This is a genomic window from Mesorhizobium sp. M1348, assembly GCF_040317925.1.
Lineage (GTDB): Bacteria > Pseudomonadota > Alphaproteobacteria > Rhizobiales > Rhizobiaceae > Mesorhizobium.
This window is the reverse complement of sequence record NZ_JAMYLH010000041.1, coordinates 1-17617: the sequence shown is the minus strand read 5'-3', so window position 1 is coordinate 17617 and position 17617 is coordinate 1. Positions and strand designations below refer to the sequence as shown.

Genomic DNA, 17617 nt, shown 5'->3' with positions numbered 1-17617 from the left:
CGCCTGCGACTTGCCATCGGCCCACCCGAGAGCCGTATCTCTCACGCCTGCGATTAGCCATAAGCCACCACGCCTTCGTCATCCCAGGGCGAAGCAGGAGCGAAGCGACGTAGCGGAGACCCTGGGATCCATGCCGTGACCTTCGAGCGTCGCGGCGCTGAACGACAGGGTCCTTTTTGGCCCCGCAACATTGGCCCGATCGGTTCGTCGCAGGCCCGCTGAACGTACCCTAGGCCAAGCTGTCGATCTCCTCGTCCGACAGGTTCTGCGGCACCACCGTGACCGGGATAGGAAAGGCGGCGCCCTTGCCGGCGACCGCACCGACCAGCGGCCCAGGCCCTTCCTTGCCGGCGCCTGCCGCCAGCACCAGGATGGCGATGTCCTGGTCTTCCTCGATCAGCTTGTGGATCTCTTCGGTCGGCTTGCCTTCGCGCACCACCAGCTCCGGCTCGATGCCGAGCTTCTGGCGCACCTTGTTGGCGTAGCTGTCGAGTGCCGCGCGCGCCGTGGCGGTCGCCTCCTCGCGCATGATCTTCTCGACGCCCAGCCAGTGCTGGAAATCATCCGGCTCGATGACATAGAGCAGCACCAGCACGCCGCTCGTGCTTTGCGCCCGCTTCGAGGCGTAGGCGACGGCGCGCTCGCATTCGGGCGTGTCGTCGATGATCGCCAGGAACTTGCGGCGATGACCGGCTTCGCGGCTGAGGCGTTTGGAGACCATATTCACCCTGTTCGATGGTTTCGGTCGCAATCTGCCACCGCCGCAGCCCGCCCGCAAGCGACCGGCGGCTGTGGCGATGCTGGTGCAGCTTAAAGCGCGTCGCGTTCGACCAGCCTCATGCGACGCGCTTCAGGTTCTTGTTTTATGCATGTCGTTATCGCAAAACCGCTGCACACTTTTGCGCGACATGCATTAGCTTTGCAGCAGGCCGATAATGTCGCGCACGGTCTTCATCGTCGCTTCGGCCAATGTGCCGGCACGCTCGCCGCCATCCCGCAACACCGCGTCGACATAGGCGCGGTCATCGGAGATGCGGCGCATCTCGCCGGCGATCGGCGCCAGCTTTTCCACGGCGAGATCGGCCAGCGCCGGCTTGAACACCGAAAACTGCTGGCCGCCAAATTCCTTCAGCACGGCCTCTTTCGAGATTTCGGCGAGGCCGGCATAGATGCCGACGAGGTTTTCCGCTTCCGGCCGGCCGGCAAGCCCGTCCAGTTCGCCGGGCAAGGCTTCCGGGTCGGTCTTGGCCTTGCGGATCTTCTTCGAGATGGCATCGGCATCGTCGGTCAGGTTGATGCGCGACAGGTCCGACGGGTCGGATTTCGACATCTTTTTCGAACCGTCGCGCAGCGACATGATGCGCGCCGCCGGGCCGCCGATGACCGGCTCGGTCAGCGGGAAATAGCCGTTCACCGTCTCTTCGCCGACCTGCATCTCGACGCCGACGCCAAGCGCTGCGATGCGGTCCGAAAAGTCGTTGTTGAATTTCTGCGCGATGTCTCGGGTCAGCTCCAGATGCTGCTTCTGGTCGTCGCCGACCGGCACGTGGGTGGCGCGGTAGACAAGGATGTCGGCGGCCATCAGGGAGGGATAGGCGAGCAGGCCGAGCGAGGCGTTCTCGCGGTCCTTGCCGGCCTTGTCCTTGAACTGCGTCATGCGGTTCATCCAGCCGATGCGCGCCACGCAGTTGAAGACCCAGGCAAGCTCGGCGTGCTGCATCACCCGCGACTGGTTGAAGACGATGTGCTTGTTCGGATCGATGCCGGAGGCGAGAAACGCCGCGGTGATCGAACGCGTCTGGTCCTGAAGATCCTCATAGACGAGCTGTGCGGTCAGCGAATGCAGATCGACGACGCAATAGATGCAGTCGGAGGTGTCCTGCAGGGCGACGAATTTCTTGATGGCGCCGAGATAATTGCCGAGATGCAGATTGCCGGTTGGCTGGACGCCGGAAAAGACGAGCGGTTTGAAGGGGGGCTGATCGGTCATGGTGTTTCCCTGGCTTGTGGAGGGCCGTTTCGCGCGCGGCGAAAGTCTTGCGACGGCGCGCTTATGGACGAGAGCGAGGAGACGATCAAGAGGGCGTTGGCCACGTCACGCGGGGCTTTGGCGTCGGCCGAGCAGAAGGCTGTTTGAGGGGGATGGCGCCGACCAGAAACAAAACCCGCCTTGCGGCGGGTCCTCGGCGCCAATCAGCACCATACCGAAATTAGTAGCATAGCTGCCGGCACAAAGCAAGAACAAAATAGCTCGCCTTGGCAATCGCTTCGATTTGGCCAGGCCTACATTGACGGACTGATGTAGATAGCTACATAATATATGCTACACCGCGGAAGCAAAACAATGACGATCAACATCAACAACAAGGAAGCTGACAGCCTGACGCGGGCTTTTGCCAGGCTTGAAGGTGTCGGCATCACCGAGGCAATCGTGATCGCCATGCGCGAAGCTCTGGAGCGCCGACGCAATCGCGAGACGCCGCTGGAGACGGCGGCACGGCTCCGGGCCGAGTTCGGTATTGAGCTGAGCGAGCAGGCGCGCAAGCCGCTGCCGCGCTCGGTCTACGACGAATTGTCCGGCGAAGACTGATGTTCATCGATGCAGCCGCTATCGTTGCAATACTGAGCAACGAGACCGAAGCCCAGCGCTGCGCGCAGGCGGTCATGAAAGCGTCGGCTCCGTTCACGTCGGCCATCGCGGTTTGGGAAGCCGCGATGGCGCTTTCGCGATCGGAAAAGCTAGCCATCCCGGTCGCCACAAGCCTGGAGATAGTCAGCCGTTTTCTCGAAGAGCGTGGAATCACCTTGCGGGAGCTTCCGCCTGCCTCTGACGCGGCATCCCTGTCTGTTGAGGCTGCGTCGCGGTTTCGCAACAACGCTGGCCGACTGAACATGGCCGACTGTTTCCACTACGCCTGTGCGCGCTACTACGCCGTTCCGATGCTTTCGACGGCGGACGAATTCCGCTTCACGGATCTGGAGACTGTTGCTTGACCGGCTGGGACCCCTTCCGCCCGATATTGCGGCGGATCATGCCGAAATCTGCGCCGCCGGTGGCGAAGGCGGTGACGAAGTAGAGCAGCGCCCCGCCGGCGACGAGCGCAAGCAGGGTTACCGCCTGGATCACCAGAGGCGAGCCGGAAGCCAGCTTTGCGGCGAACCAGTGCTCGGCAAAATAGAGCGCCGCGGCCATCACCGCCGCCGACAGCACCAGCCGCGGGATGCGTTTCATGAGCGGCACGTCGCGGCCCCAATGGCCGCGCCGGATCAGCACGGCGAGCAGCATGAACGCATTGACCCAGCCTGCGACGGCGGAGGCAACGGCAATGCCGGGCGCGCCCATGGTCGGAAACAGCGTCAGCGCCGTCGTAATGTTAACCGCCACCGAGATAGCGGCAAAAATCATCGGCGTGCGCGTGTCCTCGCGGGCGAAATAGCCTGGGGTGAACGCCTTGATCAGCACGAAGGCCGGCAGGCCGAGGCCGAAAATCGCCAGGATTGCCGCGACCGTCGGCGTCGAATTGTTGGCGGCAAAGGCGCCGCGCTCATAGACCAGCCGCACGATCGGCTCGGACATGACCAGCAGGGCGGCCGCCGCCGGCAAGGTCATGAAAAGGGTAAACTCGACCGAGCGGTTCTGCAGATTGGCGGCCTCGACCAGATTGCCTGATTTCAGCGCCCGCGACAGTTCCGGCAAAAGCACGATGGCGACGGCGACGCCGACGACGCCCAACGGCAGCTGGTAAACGCGGTCGGCATAGGCCAGCGACGACACCGCGCTGTCCTGCGCCGACGCGATCGCCGTGCCGATCAGCTGGTTGATCTGGGTGATGCCGCCGGTGATCGCCGCCGGCAGCGCCAGGATCAGCAGCCGCTTGACGTTCGGCGTCATCTTCGGCCGCCGGAAGCCGATCGAAATGCCGGCATGGCGCACCGCCGCCCAGACGATCGCCAGCTGCACCAAGCCGGCCGCCAGCACACCCCAGGCCAGACCGAAACCGACGGTGCAGGCGTCCGAACCCTTGTACCAAGCATAGGCAAGCACGGCGATGAGGATGACGTTGAGGAACACCGGCGCCACCGCGGCGGCGAAATAGCGGCGCAGCGAATTCAGCATGCCGGCCATCATGGCGCCGAGCGACATGCAGATCAGGTATGGGAACATGACGGTCGCCAGCGCCACCGTCGTCTCGAATTTTCCCGGCGTGTCGGCAAAGCCCGGCGCCACCAGGTAGCGCACGATCAGCGGCATCGCCAGTTCCATGGCGATGGTCAGCGCCAGAAGCGCCGTGAACAAGACGCCGAACACCTCTTCGGAAAAGCGCTTGGCGCCATCGGTGCCATGTGTCTCGATCTCCTTGGCAAACAGCGGCACGAAGGCGGCGTTGAAGGCGCCTTCGGCAAACAGCCGGCGAAAGGTGTTGGGGAACTGGAAGGCGGCGTTGAAGGCGTCGGCGATCGGCCCGGTGCCGAGTGCGGCAGCCATCAGCATCTCGCGGCCGAAGCCGAGGGCCCGGCTCATCAGCGTGCCGGAAGCGACGGTGGCGAATTTCTTGACAAGGCTCATGCGCTCGAAGTCTGCCTGCGGGATTGGGGCAAATGGAAGGTGACAGTCACTCGGCGGCCGTTTTGGTCTTGCCGCGCTCGGACGCGGTGCCCTCGAGCACCGCGATCAGCCTGTTGCGAATGGTCGCCGTACGCGACGGGCTGTCGATCTTCTGGCCGGTGAGATCGGTGACGTAGAATGTGTCGATGACTTTTTCGCCGAAGGTGGTGATGTGGGCTGAGGCGATGTCGAGCGACAGGTCCGACAACATGCCGGTGATCTCCGACAGAAGGCCCGGCCTGTCCAGCCCCTCGACCTCGATCACCGAGAACCGGTTCGACAGCGTATTGCGGATCTCGGCGCGTGGCGGAATACGGAAAACCTTGGCGCCGCGCCGAGGCTTGGTGCGCTTCTCGATCATTTCGGGCAGCCAGCTCTTGCCCGACAGAACATCCTCGATCAGCCGGCCGACGCGCTCGGCACGGCGGCGCTCGTCCTCGTCGCGGTCGAACTCCCTCGAGATCAGGATGGTGTCGAGCGCGCGGCCGTCCGAAGTGGTGAAGATCTGCGCGTCGACGATATTGCCGCCGGCCGCAGCACAGGCGCCGGCAATCACCGAGAGCAGGCGTGGATGGTCCTGCGCCAGCACCGTGATCTCGGTCACCGCCTCGAACTGGTGGGTCTTGACCATTGTGGCCAGCTTCTTGCCGGCATGGTCGGCCTCGCGGATGAATTCGGCATGGCGCACCTGGTCGGGAAGATCGACCGCCAGCAGATAGTTCTCGTAGTGCTGGCCGACATAACGCTTGCGGGCCTTTTCCGGCCAGTCGGCAAGCGCCTCGGCCAGTTGTTCGCGCGCCGCCGCCGTCCGTTTGGCGCGCGACACCTCCGAAAACCCCCCAGTCAACAAAAGCTCGGTCTCGTAGTAGAGCGTACGCAGCAACTGGCCCTTCCAGCCGTTCCAGACACCAGGCCCGACACCGCGGATATCGCAGACGGTAAGCACAAGCAGCATCTTCAGCCGTTCGACCGACTGCACAATCGCGGCAAAATCCTCGATCGTCTTGCGGTCGTTGAGATCGCGGGTCTGCGCGGTCATCGACATGACGAGGTGGTTCTCGACCAGCCAGGCGACCGTTTCGGTGTCGGCCGGCGAGAGCCCCATATGCGGGCAGATGCGCCGGGCGATCCTGGCGCCGGCTTGCGAATGGTCTTCCGGCCTGCCCTTGGCGATGTCGTGCAGCAGCACGGCGACATAGAGCGCCTCGCGGCTCTTCTTCAGCCCCGGCATCAGCGCGTGGGAAAGCGGATGGACCTTTTCGCCGTCGCCGCGTTCGATCTCGGCCAGCACGCCGATGCAGCGGATCAAATGCTCGTCCACGGTGTAGTGGTGGTACATCGAGAACTGCATCATGGCGACGATCTTGCCGAAGTCCGGGATTAGCTTAGCAAGCAGTCCGGCCTCGTTCATGCGCCGCAGATTGAGCTCGGCGTTACGGTCCGAGGTCAAGATGTCGAGGAACAGCCGGTTGGCCTCCTCGTCGCGCCTGAGCGCCTTGCCGACGAGGCCGAGCGAGCGGGTCAAAAGCTTCAGCGCATCGGGGTGGAATTCCAGGCCGTGCTTGTCGGCGAACCAGAACAGCCTGAGCAAGTTGACCGGGTCGCGCTCGAACACTTCGTCGTCGGCGATGTTGATGCGGTGGTTGTCGACGATGAAATCGGCCGTGCCGGCGAGCTTGCGCTTGCGGCGCGAGAAGGTGAGAAAGATGCGGTTGAAGCCCGGCACATGCTTGGCCTGCTCCTCTTCCAGCGCGGCACAGAAGATGCGGGTCAGGTCGCCGACGTCCTTGGCGACGAGGAAGTAGTGCTTCATGAAGCGCTCGACCGCCGACAGGCCGGGATGGGTGGTGTAGCCGAGCCGCTCGGCGATGTCGCGCTGGATGTCGAAATGCAGCCGCTCCTCGGCCTTGCCAGTGAGGAAATGCATGTGGCAGCGCACCGCCCACAGGAAGTCCTCGGCCTTCTGGAATTCCCGGTATTCGGCGTCGGTGAAGACGCCCTTGTCGACCAGTTCCTCGCCGGTGCGCACCCGGTAGAAATACTTGGCGATCCAGAACAGCGTCTGCAGGTCGCGCAGGCCGCCCTTGCCGTCCTTGACGTTGGGTTCGACCAGATAGCGGCTCTCGCCGGCCTTGGCGTGGCGCTCGTCGCGTTCGGCGAGCTTGGCCTGGACATATTCAGGGCCGGTGGTGCGCACCACCTCGTGATCGAAGCGCTGCAAAAGCTCGTCATAGAGCTTTTGCTCGCCCCACAGGAAGCGCGCTTCCAGGATCGAGGTGCGGATGGTGATGTCGGTGCGCGACAGCCTAAGGCATTCGTCGATGTTGCGCGTCGCGTGGCCGACCTTCAGGCCGAGGTCCCACAGCATGTAGAGCATATATTCGACGATCTGCTCGCCCCACGGCGTCTGCTTGTAGGGCAGCAGGAACAGCAGATCGATGTCGGACCCCGGCGCCAGCGTGCCGCGGCCATAGCCGCCGACGGCAACGACCGCCATGCGCTCGGCCGATGACGGGTTTTTGACGCGATAGACATGGGTGGCGGCGAAATCGTAGAGCGCACGGATGATCTCATCCATCAGATGCGACAGCCGGGCGGCGCAGGCGGTGCCGCTGCCATCGTCCATCAGCATGCGTTCGGCGACAGTGCGGCCGTCGGCGAGCCGGCTTTTGAGAAGCTTGAGGACGCCGCTGCGCGCGGCCTTGCCCGAACCGTCGCCTGCCGTGGCCGCGGTCAGTTCGGTCATCTCGCGGCGCAAGGCTTCGCCGTCGATCAGTTCCTCGAGCTTCAGGGATATTCTTGCCATAAATGCCGTTCGGCCTCGCCGTTTCGGCGGCGTCTATAGCGCGTTTTCGCGGCGCTGGGTATGGGGCGGACGGACGCGTTCTCCGCAGCGGTGGAACGGGACGATCGTCTCGCGCCCGCGGCCGGGCGGTTAGGGGCATGGGCGCGAAAAATCGAAAACAGCCCTTGACCTTCCCGTTACTGGAAGCACTACCTCCGCCGCAACATCGAAATACAGGGGCTTTCGGCATGACGCATTCCGATCACCATCATCACGCCCATGGCAGCCGTTGCTCGGCAAAGGGCGCCTCCTCTGCTGCGGACGCCGTCATCCGCGATCCGGTCTGCGGCATGACCGTCGATCCGGCCGCCGGCAAGCCTACCGCCGGGCATGGCGGCCATCGCTATCATTTCTGCAGCGAAAGCTGCCGTTCGAAATTCGTCGCCGAACCCCAGAAATATCTGACCGCCACCGATCCCGTCTGCGGCATGAGCGTCGACCGTGCCACGGCCAGGCACTTTTTGCGGCACGAGGGTCAGGGTTTCTATTTCTGCTCGGCCGCTTGCCAGGCGAAATTCGAGGCCGAGCCGGCAAAGTATCTCGGCGACAGGCCGGCACCGCAGGCAATGCCCAAGGGCACGCAATACACCTGCCCGATGCATCCCGAAATCATCCGCGACAAGCCCGGCTCGTGCCCGATCTGCGGCATGGCGCTGGAGCCGATGGGGGTGCCGACCGGCGACGAGGGTCCGAACCCCGAACTGGTCGACTTCACCAGGCGGTTGTGGGTGAGCGCGGTGCTGTCCGTGCCGTTGCTGGTCATCGCCATGGCACCGATGCTCGGCCTGACGTTCCAGGCCTTCATCGACGACCGTGCGAAGGTCTGGCTGGAACTGGCGCTGGCCAGCCCCGTGGTGCTGTGGGCGGCATTCCCGTTCTTCCACCGCGGCTGGGATTCGATCCTCAACCGCAGCCCCAATATGTGGACGCTGATTTCGCTCGGCGTCGGTGCTGCCTATCTCTACAGCGTCGTCGCCACGCTGTTTCCTGGCCTCTTTCCGCACCAGTTCCGCGGCCATGACGGCACCGTGCCGGTCTATTTCGAGGCGGCGGCGGTGATCGTCGCGCTGGTGTTCCTCGGCCAGGTGCTGGAATTGCGCGCCCGTGAGAAAACCGGTTCGGCGATCCGTGCGCTTCTCGACCTGGCGCCGAAGACGGCGCGGCTGATCGGCGCGGACGGTTCCGAAAACGACGTGCCGCTCGATATTGTCAAGGCCGGCGACCGCTTGCGCATCCGCCCCGGTGACGCAGTGCCGGTCGACGGCATTGTGCTCGAAGGACGCTCTTCCATCGACGAATCGATGATCACGGGCGAGCCGCTGCCGGTCGAAAAGACCGAAGGCGACAACCTCATCGGCGGCACGCTCAACAAGAACGGCTCGCTGGTCATGCGCGCCGAAAAGATCGGCGCCGAGACGACGCTGGCACGCATCGTCGAGCTGGTCGCCAAGGCGCAGCGCTCGCGCGCGCCGATCCAGGGGTTGGCCGACCGCGTCTCGTTCTACTTCGTCCCGGCCGTCGTGCTGGTCGCCATCATTGCGTTCGTCGCCTGGGCGATCGTCGGACCGGAACCCAGCCTGGTCTTTGCCATCGTCTCGGCGGTCTCGGTGCTGATTATCGCCTGTCCGTGTGCACTCGGCCTTGCGACGCCAATGTCGATCATGACCGCCACCGGGCGCGGCGCGCATGCCGGCGTGCTGATCAAGGAAGCGGCGGCGCTCGAGCGCTTTGCCTCGGTCGATACGCTGATCGTCGACAAGACGGGAACGCTGACCGAAGGCCGGCCGCGACTGACCGACGTCGTTGCCGTCGAAGGCATGGCACAGGACGATCTGCTGGCGCTCGCCGCCGGGCTGGAAAAAGGCTCGGAGCATCCGCTGGCCGAGGCCATCGTCGAAGGCGCCCGCGAACGCGGCGTGAAGGTCCCCGACGCGAGCGGTTTCGAGGCTATCACCGGTAAGGGTGTTTCCGGCACGGTCTCGGGACAGAAGGTGGCGCTCGGCAATGCCGCGATGATGGCCGATCTCGGCATCGATACGGCATCGGTCCTGGCCAGCGCCGAGACGCTGCAGGCCGATGGCAAGACCGCGATGTTCGTCGCTGTCGCAGGCAAGCTCGCCGGCCTCGTTGCCGTCGCCGATCCGATCAAGGCGACGACAGCCGAGGCGATCAAGGCCCTGCATGACAGCGGGCTGAAGATCGTCATGGCGACCGGCGACAATGAGCGCACGGCCAAGGCCATCGCAGCCAAGCTCGGCATCGACGCGGTGCGTGCCGGCCTGCTGCCGGAGCAGAAGAACGCGCTGGTCGAGGAGTTGCGCGCCGGCGGTGCCGGCGTTGCCATGGCCGGCGACGGCGTCAACGATGCGCCCGCACTTGCCGCCGCCGATGTCGGCATCGCCATGGGCACCGGCGCCGATGTTGCGGTCGAAAGTGCGGGAATTACGCTGGTCAAGGGCGACCTAAACGGCATCGTCAGGGCGAGGACGCTGGCCCGCGCGACGATCCGCAACATCCGCCAGAACCTGTTTTTCGCTTTCCTCTACAATGTGCTTGGCGTGCCGGTTGCTGCCGGCGTGCTTTATCCGCTCACCGGCACGCTGCTGTCGCCGATGATTGCGGCGGCGGCGATGAGCCTGTCTTCGGTTTCGGTCATCGCCAACGCATTGCGGCTCAGGACGTTGAAACTCTGAGTAAAACTTCCAGATAGACCCTGTTCAAAAAAGGAGACGATGAATGACCTTGGCCAAGAAGATCGTGCTGCTGATGATGGCGGCGGGAATGCTGCTTGCTGTTTTCCTCGAAAGCGTTCCAGCACAAGCCGAGGAGATGAAGCACGACATGGGCGCAATGGGCGCACAGAGCCCCTCGACCGAGGGCTACAAGGCGGCGATGGACAAGATGCATACCGACATGATGGCGATCGAATATTCCGGCGATGCCGATGTCGATTTCGCCCGCGGCATGATCCCGCATCACCAGGCGGCCATCGACATGGCCAAGATCGAGCTCGCCAATGGCAAGGATCCGGAAATGCGCAAGCTCGCCGAAGCAGTAATCGCCGCGCAGGAAGCCGAGATCAAGCAGATGCAGGATTGGCTCGCCGCCCATCCGGTGAAGTAGCGGTTCACGCTATCAGAGCGAATCCGGGGAAGAGGCTTCACCTGGATTCCCTTTGGCGGCTATGATGCCGCCTGACTGGAGCATGCCATGCCATCGACGATAAGAAGGACCACCCTGCCCTGCGGCGAAGCCGTGCCGGTGCTCGGCCAGGGCACCTGGAAGATGGGCGAAGACGGCCGCCGCCGTGGCGACGAGGCCAATGCCCTGAAGCTCGGGCTGGATCTCGGCATGACGCTGATCGACACCGCCGAAATGTATGCCAGCGGCGGTGCCGAGGAGGTGGTGGCGGAGGCCATCGCCGGTCGCCGCGACGAAGTGTTCCTCGTCTCCAAGGTGCTGCCGTCCAATGCCTCGCGCACCGGCGTGAAACGGGCCTGCGAGAACAGCCTGAGGCATCTCGCCACCGACCGCATCGATCTCTATCTCTTGCATTGGCCGGGCAGCGTTCCTTTGATGGAAACGGTAGAGGCGTTCGAAGCGTTGAAGGCGGCCGGCAAGATCCGCCATTGGGGCGTCAGCAATTTCGATACCGATGAGATGGAAGAGCTGGTTCGGTTGCCGGCCGGCGGCAACGTCCAGACCAACCAGGTGCTCTACAATCTGTCGCAGCGCGGCGTCGAGTTCGACCTCGCCCCGCGGAGCCGGCAACGCGGCATGCCGCTGATGGCCTATTCGCCGGTCGATCAGGGGATATTGGCGCGCAACGCCAGGTTAGATGCCATCGCCGCTCGCCACGGTGCGACGCCGGCGCAGATCGCGCTTGCCTGGGTGATGGCGCAGGACGGGGTGATCGCGATTCCCAAAGCTAGCCGCGCGGAGCATGTCCGGCAGAATGTCGCGGCGTTGGACATCGAGCTCACGAGCGAAGATTTCGCCGACCTCGACCGCGCCTTCCCGCCGCCGAGGCAGAAATCGGGCTTGGCGATGATTTGAGGGGTGGGGCGGAAGGCAAGCCAAAGCAGCGTTCCGTCACACCCCCCTCTGTCCTGCCGAACATCTCCCCCTCAAGGGGGGAGATTGGATTTCGCATCGGCTTTCGCCAACTTCGAACGTCGAAGGAAAAGCGCTGTCAGCGAAACTGCCAATCTCCCCCTCGAGGGGGAGATGTCCGGCAGGACAGAGGGGGGCGCCGTAGAGCGCTATCGGACGAGCACTACTTCCCAACCATCCCCTTCAGCCGGTACAGCGCCTCCAGCGCCTCGCGTGGCGTCATCTCGTCGGGATTGATCTTCACTAGCGCCGCGCCCAGCCCATCACTCTTCGCCGGCTTCGACGCTTCCCGCTTCGCCGCCACGGAAAACAGCGGCAGGTCGTCGACCAGGCGGTTGGCCTTGCCCGAAACCTCGCCGGCTTCAAGCTGGTGCAGCACTTCCTTGGCCCGGCCGACGACGGCTTCCGGCAGGCCGGCCAGCCGCGCCACCTGGACGCCGTAGGACCGGTCAGCCGCACCCTTGCCGACCTCGTGCAGGAAGACCACGTCGCCCTCCCATTCCTTGACCCGCATGGTGACGTTGGAGAGCCGCGGCAGTTTTCCGGCCAGCGCCGTCATCTCGTGGAAATGCGTGGCGAAGATCGCCCGGCAGCGGTTCTTCTCGTGCAAATATTCGACCGCCGCCCAGGCGATCGACAGGCCGTCGAAGGTGGCGGTGCCGCGGCCGATCTCGTCGAGAATGACCAGCGCGCGTTCGCCGGCCTGGTTGAGGATCGCCGCCGTTTCGACCATCTCGACCATGAAGGTGGAGCGGCCGCGCGCCAGATCGTCGGAGGCGCCGACCCGCGAAAACAGCCGGTCGACGACGCCGATATGGGCTGATGCCGCCGGCACGAATGAGCCGGTCTGGGCAAGGATGGCAATCAGCGCGTTCTGCCTGAGGAAGGTCGACTTGCCGCCCATATTGGGGCCGGTCAGCAGCCAGATCGCGCCGGCCTTGGCATCGCCTTGCGGCGACAGATCGCAATCATTGGCGACGAACGGGCCTTCGCCGGAACGCCGCAGCGCCTGTTCGACCACCGGATGGCGTCCACCCGAAATCTCGAAGACAAGGCTCGCATCGACTAGCGGCCGGCACCAAGCCTCGCTTTCGGAAAGCAAGGCAAGTGCAGCCGAAACATCGAGCACGGCGAGCGCTTCGGCGCCGGCACGGATCGTGTCGGCCTGGCCGACGACTTCCGCCGTCAGCGCCTCGAAAGCGGCAAGCTCGATCGCCAGCGCCCGGTCGGCGGCGTTGGCGATCTTCGATTCCAGTTCGGCGAGTTCCGTGGTGGTGAAGCGCATGGCGTTGGCCATGGTCTGGCGATGGATGAAGCGCGCCTTGGCGCCGTCGCTGCCGGTCATCAGCGCATGGTGGTTGGCGGTCACCTCGATGTAATATCCCAGCACATTGTTGTGCCTGATCTTCAGCGAGCGGATGCCGGTCTCGTCGATCAGCGAACGCTCCAGCCCGGCGATCACTTTTCGCGACTCGTCGCGCAGTGCCCGCATCTCGTCGAGTTCGGCGTGGTAGCCGGAACGGACGAAGCCGCCGTCGCGCCTGAGCAACGGCAGCTCGTCGCTGAGCGCCTGTACCAGATGCGTCGCCAGTTTACCGGGCAGTGCCTTGATAGCTCCCAACGCCGCGGTCAGTTCGCCCGGCAAGGTGGTTTGGCCGAACAGTTCGGCGATGGCGCTAGCCGCTTCGAAACCGGCGCGCAGCGCGCCGAGGTCGCGCGGGCCGCCGCGGTTGAGCGCCAGCCTGGACAGCGCGCGCGGCATGTCGGCAACGCTCTTCAGGCTTGCCCGCACCGCCTGGCAGAGGCGCGTCTCGGAGCGGAAGAACGACACTGAGTCCAGCCTGGCGCTGATAGCCGCCGGGTCGGTCAGCGGCGCCATCAGCCGGTCGGCGAGCAGCCTTGCCCCGCCGCCGGTCACCGTGCGGTCGATCGCCTTGAACAGCGAGCCGTCGCGGCTGCCGGACAATGTGCGCAGCAGTTCCAGATTGGCGCGCGTCGCCGGGTCGATGAACAGGGTCGAGCCCTGCTCCTCGCGCTGCGGCCGCGACAGCGGCGGCCGCTCGGCCTTCTGCGTCTTTTCGACATAGGCGATGACGCCTGAGATCGCCGACAGTTCGGCGCGCGAAAACGAGCCGAAACTGTCAGGCGTCGCCACCTCGAAGAAGCGGGCGATGCGGCCGGCGGCCGAAGCCGAATCGAACAGCGACGGCGGCTGCGGGCTGGCGACGCGGCCGAGCACGTCGAATACCGGTTTCAGCTCCGGGTCGTAAAACACCGGCTCGGCGACGATCAGCTCGCGCGGATCGACGCGGAAGACATCGGCGAGCAGCCGGTCGGCGGTGGTTTCGGCGACGCGGAAGACACCGGTCGAGATCTCGATCCAGGCCAGCGCGAAAGCGTGATCGCTGCTGCCGCCCTTGACCCGTCCCAGCGCCATCAGAAAACTCGATTCCGACGGCGCCAGCAACTTGTCCTCGGTGATGGTGCCGGGGGTCACCAGCCGCACCACGTCGCGGCGCACCACCGATTTGCCGCCGCGCTTCTTGGCCTCGGCCGGATCCTCGATCTGCTCGCAGACGGCGACGCGGAAGCCCTGGCCGATCAGCTTCTGCAGATAATCGTCGGCGGCATGCACCGGCACGCCGCACATCGGGATGTCGAGCCCCTGGTGCTTGCCGCGCTTGGTCAGCACGATGCCGAGTGCCCGGCTCGCCTTCTCGGCATCGTCGAAGAACAGCTCGTAGAAATCGCCCATGCGGTAGAACAGCAGCGAATCCGGGTTCGCCGCCTTGATCTCAATGTACTGCTCCATCATCGGCGTCGCCGGCGCGAAGGCCGGGGTGGCGTTGTCGCTTCGAATGGGCGTCTCGTCGTTCAAGAAGCTGCTTCCAAAATTTTGCAAGCCATGCTTGGCGGTTTACAGCGGCGAAGTGTAGCCTTAATCCCGAACCTTCCACAAAAGAAAGCATGCGCACCCATCGCAAGCGGTGCCGTACGGGCGAGGAAACCAAAGGTACCATGGCCAAGAAAACCGAAAGCAACGGGCCCTCCGTCAGCGCCCAGGAGGCATTGGAATTCCATGCCATGGGCCGCCCCGGCAAGCTGGAGATCGTCGCGACAAAACCAATGGCGACGCAACGCGATCTCAGCCTTGCCTATTCGCCGGGCGTCGCCGTGCCGGTTCTCGCCATCGCCGAGGATCCGAGCCGCGCCTTCGACTACACGGTTCGCGGCAACATGGTCGCCGTCATCTCCAACGGCACCGCCATCCTCGGTCTCGGCAACCTCGGCGCGCTGGCCTCGAAGCCGGTGATGGAAGGCAAGGCGGTGCTGTTCAAGCGCTTCGCCGATGTCGATTCCATCGACCTCGAGGTCGACACCGAGGATGCCGACGAATTCATCAATTGCGTGCGTTTCCTCGGACCCTCCTTCGGCGGCATCAACCTCGAGGACATCAAGGCACCGGAATGTTTCATCATCGAGCAGCGGCTGCGCGAGCTGATGGACATACCGGTCTTCCATGACGACCAGCACGGCACCGCCATCATCTCGGCCGCCGGCTTGATCAACGCGCTGGAAATCACCGGCCGCGACATGAAGACCACGAAAATGGTCTGCAATGGCGCGGGTGCCGCCGGCATCGCCTGCATCGAATTGATGAAGGCGATGGGCTTTGCGCCCGAAAATATCATCCTTTGCGACACCAAGGGCGTCGTCTTCCAGGGCCGCACCGAAGGCATGAACCAGTGGAAATCGGCGCACGCCGTGAAAACCGGCGCGCGCTCGCTGGCCGAGGCGCTGGACGGCGCCGACGTGTTCCTCGGCCTCTCGGCCAAGGGCACGCTGACCACCAGGATGGTGCAGTCGATGGCCAAGAACCCGATCATCTTCGCCATGGCCAATCCCGACCCCGAGATCACGCCGGAGGAGGTCGCCGAGATCCGAACCGACGCCATCATGGCGACGGGACGGTCCGACTACCCGAACCAGGTCAACAACGTGCTTGGCTTCCCCTACATCTTCCGCGGCGCGCTCGATGTGCGGGCGACCACCATCAATGACGACATGAAGATCGCCGCCGCCCGGGCGCTGGCGGAGCTCGCGCGCCAGGACGTGCCCGACGACGTCGCCGCCGCCTATCAGGGCAACCGGCCGAAATTCGGCCCCAACTACATCATCCCGGTGCCGTTCGACCCGCGGCTGATCTCGGCGATCCCGATCGCGGTCGCCAAGGCGGCGATGGAGTCCGGCGTCGCGCGCAAGCCGATCCTCGATCTCGACCGCTACGCGCAGGAGCTTTCCGCCCGCCGCGACCCGATCGCCTCGACGTTGCAGCGCATCTACGACCGCGTCCGCCGTCAGCCCAAGCGCATCGTCTTTGCCGAGGGCGAGGAGGAGCAGGTGATGCGCGCCGCCGTCTCCTATGTGAACCAGCGGCTCGGCACCGCCATCCTGCTCGGCCGCGACGACATCATCAAGGAAAACGCCAGGAACGCCGGCATCGACCTCGGTAAGCAAGGCATCGAGATCATCAATGCGCGGCTGTCGCGGCGCAACTCGGTCTACACCGACTATCTCTACGAGCGCATGCAGCGCAAAGGCTTCCTGTTCCGTGACTGCCAGCGGCTGATCAACAACGACCGCAACCATTTCGCCGCCTGCATGGTGGCGCTGGGCGACGCCGACGGCATCGTCACCGGCGTCACCCGCAACTATTCGACGGCGCTCGACGATATCCGCCGCGTCATCGACGCAAGGCCCGGCCACTGCGTCATCGGCGTATCGATCGTGCTCGCGCGGGGTCGCACCGTGCTTGTCGCCGACACCGCCGTGCACGACATGCCGAATGCCGAACAGATCGCCGACATCGCCGAGGAGGCCGCCGGCTTCGCCCGCCGCATGGGCTACGAGCCGAGGCTCGCCATGCTCGCCTATTCAACCTTCGGCCATCCGCAGGGCGAACGCTCCGAGCGCGTCCAGGAAGCGGTGCGCATCCTCGACAAGCGCCGCGTCGATTTCGAGTATGACGGCGAGATGGCCGCCGACGTGGCGCTCAACGCCCGCGCCATGGCGCAGTATCCGTTCATCAGGCTGACCGGCCCGGCCAATGTGCTGATCATGCCGGCTTTCCACTCGGCCTCAATCTCGACCAAGATGCTGCAGGAGCTCGGCGGCTCGACCGTCATCGGCCCGCTGCTGGTCGGCCTGAACAAGCCGGTTCAGATCGTCTCGCTGAATGCCAAGGACAGCGATATCGTGAATATGGCGGCGATCGCGGCGTATAGCGCTGGGGCTTGAGGAGCGAGCTTACCCTCCTCTCGCTGGGAAGGGTCGTGCGAAGGCGACGCCTATAGAGGGCAGTGCTATCGCATGGGGGGTTCCCCCTCATCCGGCCGCTTCGCGGCCACCTTCTCCCCGCTGGGGAGAAGAGCCTGGCATCAACCTGGCGACCTCCTCTCCCCTCGGGGAGAGGTGGGATTTCCCCCAATTGCCCTTTGCAATTGGGGTGGCAATACGGGTGAGGGGGCACATGCCGCTGTGCGATTGCCCTGCCATCGAGCGAGACCGAGCTCCCTACAGCAGCCCCGCCTGTTCGGCCTCTCGGCGCAGGTTCTGCCTTGGCCTTGGGCCGATTTGCTGGATGACCAGCCCGGCGGCCAGCGAGCCGAGATCGCCGCACTGCTTCAGGCTGCGGCCCTGCGTGTAGCCGTAGAGGAAACCGGCGGCATAAAGGTCGCCGGCGCCTGTCGTGTCGACCAGCTCGCGGATCCTGGTCGCCTCGATGGTGACGGTCTCGTCGCCGCGGACGATGACCGAGCCCTTTTCCGAGCGGGTGACGGCTGCGATCTTGCAATCCTTGCGGATCTGCGCCAGCGCCTCGTCGAAGCACGCGGTCTGGTAGAGCGACTTGATCTCGTGGCTGTTGGCAAAGACGATGTCAACGGTGCCTGAGCGCATCAGGTCGAGGAACTCGTCGCGGTAGCGGTCGACGCAGAACGAGTCCGACAAGGTCATCGACACTTCGCGCCCGGCGGCGTGGGCGAGCTTCGCGG

The 17617-nt window shown here is 64.6% G+C and carries 12 protein-coding genes; 6 read left to right on the top strand and 6 right to left on the bottom strand.

Annotation, left to right across the window (positions count from 1 at the left end; all coding sequences use genetic code 11):
* Nucleotides 1–229 precede the first annotated feature (229 nt).
* Nucleotides 230–721 (bottom strand): universal stress protein, encoded by a 492-nt coding sequence (locus tag NKH13_RS32745; protein WP_107649287.1) that lies wholly within the window; start codon nucleotides 719–721, stop codon nucleotides 230–232.
* A gap of 192 nt (nucleotides 722–913) precedes the next feature.
* A complete protein-coding gene (trpS, locus tag NKH13_RS32740; RefSeq protein WP_352719315.1) occupies nucleotides 914–1990 on the bottom strand; it encodes a tryptophan--tRNA ligase in 1077 nt (358 codons plus the stop codon).
* Nucleotides 1991–2344: 354 nt separating this feature from the next.
* Here trpS and NKH13_RS32735 point away from each other — a divergent pair, with 354 nt between their 5' ends.
* Nucleotides 2345–2590 carry a type II toxin-antitoxin system VapB family antitoxin gene (locus NKH13_RS32735; protein ID WP_023676383.1) on the top strand — a complete coding sequence of 82 codons (246 nt, stop codon included), beginning with the start codon at nucleotides 2345–2347 and terminating at the stop codon, nucleotides 2588–2590.
* Nucleotides 2590–2994: a type II toxin-antitoxin system VapC family toxin gene (locus NKH13_RS32730; RefSeq protein WP_352719314.1), complete on the top strand. Its 405-nt coding sequence runs from the start codon at nucleotides 2590–2592 to the stop codon at nucleotides 2992–2994. The genes NKH13_RS32735 and NKH13_RS32730 overlap by 1 nt, the downstream gene beginning before the upstream one ends.
* Here NKH13_RS32730 and murJ read toward each other — a convergent pair.
* A complete protein-coding gene (murJ, locus tag NKH13_RS32725; RefSeq protein WP_352719313.1) occupies nucleotides 2969–4567 on the bottom strand; it encodes a murein biosynthesis integral membrane protein MurJ in 1599 nt (532 codons plus the stop codon). The two genes, NKH13_RS32730 and murJ, sit on opposite strands and share 26 nt — an antisense overlap.
* 46 nt (nucleotides 4568–4613) lie before the next feature.
* Nucleotides 4614–7412, bottom strand: coding sequence for a [protein-PII] uridylyltransferase (locus tag NKH13_RS32720; RefSeq protein WP_352517229.1), 2799 nt, complete (start codon nucleotides 7410–7412; stop codon nucleotides 4614–4616).
* Nucleotides 7413–7639: 227 nt separating this feature from the next.
* Here NKH13_RS32720 and NKH13_RS32715 point away from each other — a divergent pair, with 227 nt between their 5' ends.
* The 3 genes from NKH13_RS32715 to NKH13_RS32705 all read left to right on the top strand — a co-directional run bounded on the left by NKH13_RS32715 (nucleotide 7640) and on the right by NKH13_RS32705 (nucleotide 11507).
* Nucleotides 7640–10144 (top strand): heavy metal translocating P-type ATPase, encoded by a 2505-nt coding sequence (locus tag NKH13_RS32715; RefSeq protein ID WP_352916972.1) that lies wholly within the window; start codon nucleotides 7640–7642, stop codon nucleotides 10142–10144.
* A gap of 43 nt (nucleotides 10145–10187) precedes the next feature.
* Nucleotides 10188–10574: a CopM family metallochaperone gene (gene copM, locus NKH13_RS32710; protein ID WP_352469262.1), complete on the top strand. Its 387-nt coding sequence runs from the start codon at nucleotides 10188–10190 to the stop codon at nucleotides 10572–10574.
* An 87-nt stretch (nucleotides 10575–10661) separates the two neighbouring features.
* Nucleotides 10662–11507, top strand: a complete 846-nt coding sequence (locus NKH13_RS32705; RefSeq protein WP_352719311.1) for an aldo/keto reductase — start codon at nucleotides 10662–10664, stop codon at nucleotides 11505–11507.
* Nucleotides 11508–11727: 220 nt separating this feature from the next.
* Here the strand turns inward: NKH13_RS32705 and mutS are convergent, their stop codons facing one another.
* Complete coding sequence (mutS, locus tag NKH13_RS32700) at nucleotides 11728–14379, bottom strand: DNA mismatch repair protein MutS (RefSeq protein ID WP_352719333.1); 2652 nt, start codon at nucleotides 14377–14379, stop codon at nucleotides 11728–11730.
* 203 nt (nucleotides 14380–14582) lie between these two features.
* On the opposite strand from mutS, the gene NKH13_RS32695 reads away from it, so the two are divergent.
* Nucleotides 14583–16862, top strand: coding sequence for an NADP-dependent malic enzyme (locus NKH13_RS32695; RefSeq protein WP_352719310.1), 2280 nt, complete (start codon nucleotides 14583–14585; stop codon nucleotides 16860–16862).
* 276 nt (nucleotides 16863–17138) lie between these two features.
* Here NKH13_RS32695 and NKH13_RS32690 read toward each other — a convergent pair.
* Nucleotides 17139–17617 (bottom strand): adenosine kinase (locus tag NKH13_RS32690; RefSeq protein ID WP_352916969.1); only part of this gene is annotated, 479 nt, incomplete at its 5' end.

Bases quoted from the DNA above. Each gene is read 5' to 3' on its own strand.
- NKH13_RS32735 (WP_023676383.1), top strand. From the start codon at position 2,345: ATGACGATCAACATCAACAACAAGGAAGCTGACAGCCTGACGCGGGCT.
- NKH13_RS32745 (WP_107649287.1), bottom strand. From the start codon at position 721: ATGGTCTCCAAACGCCTCAGCCGCGAAGCCGGTCATCGCCGCAAGTTC.
- NKH13_RS32720 (WP_352517229.1), bottom strand. From the start codon at position 7,412: ATGGCAAGAATATCCCTGAAGCTCGAGGAACTGATCGACGGCGAAGCC.
- NKH13_RS32715 (WP_352916972.1), top strand. From the start codon at position 7,640: ATGACGCATTCCGATCACCATCATCACGCCCATGGCAGCCGTTGCTCG.
- copM (WP_352469262.1), top strand. From the start codon at position 10,188: ATGACCTTGGCCAAGAAGATCGTGCTGCTGATGATGGCGGCGGGAATG.
- NKH13_RS32695 (WP_352719310.1), top strand. From the start codon at position 14,583: ATGGCCAAGAAAACCGAAAGCAACGGGCCCTCCGTCAGCGCCCAGGAG.
- trpS (WP_352719315.1), bottom strand. From the start codon at position 1,990: ATGACCGATCAGCCCCCCTTCAAACCGCTCGTCTTTTCCGGCGTCCAG.
- NKH13_RS32730 (WP_352719314.1), top strand. From the start codon at position 2,590: ATGTTCATCGATGCAGCCGCTATCGTTGCAATACTGAGCAACGAGACC.
- NKH13_RS32705 (WP_352719311.1), top strand. From the start codon at position 10,662: ATGCCATCGACGATAAGAAGGACCACCCTGCCCTGCGGCGAAGCCGTG.
- murJ (WP_352719313.1), bottom strand. From the start codon at position 4,567: ATGAGCCTTGTCAAGAAATTCGCCACCGTCGCTTCCGGCACGCTGATG.
- mutS (WP_352719333.1), bottom strand. From the start codon at position 14,379: ATGATGGAGCAGTACATTGAGATCAAGGCGGCGAACCCGGATTCGCTG.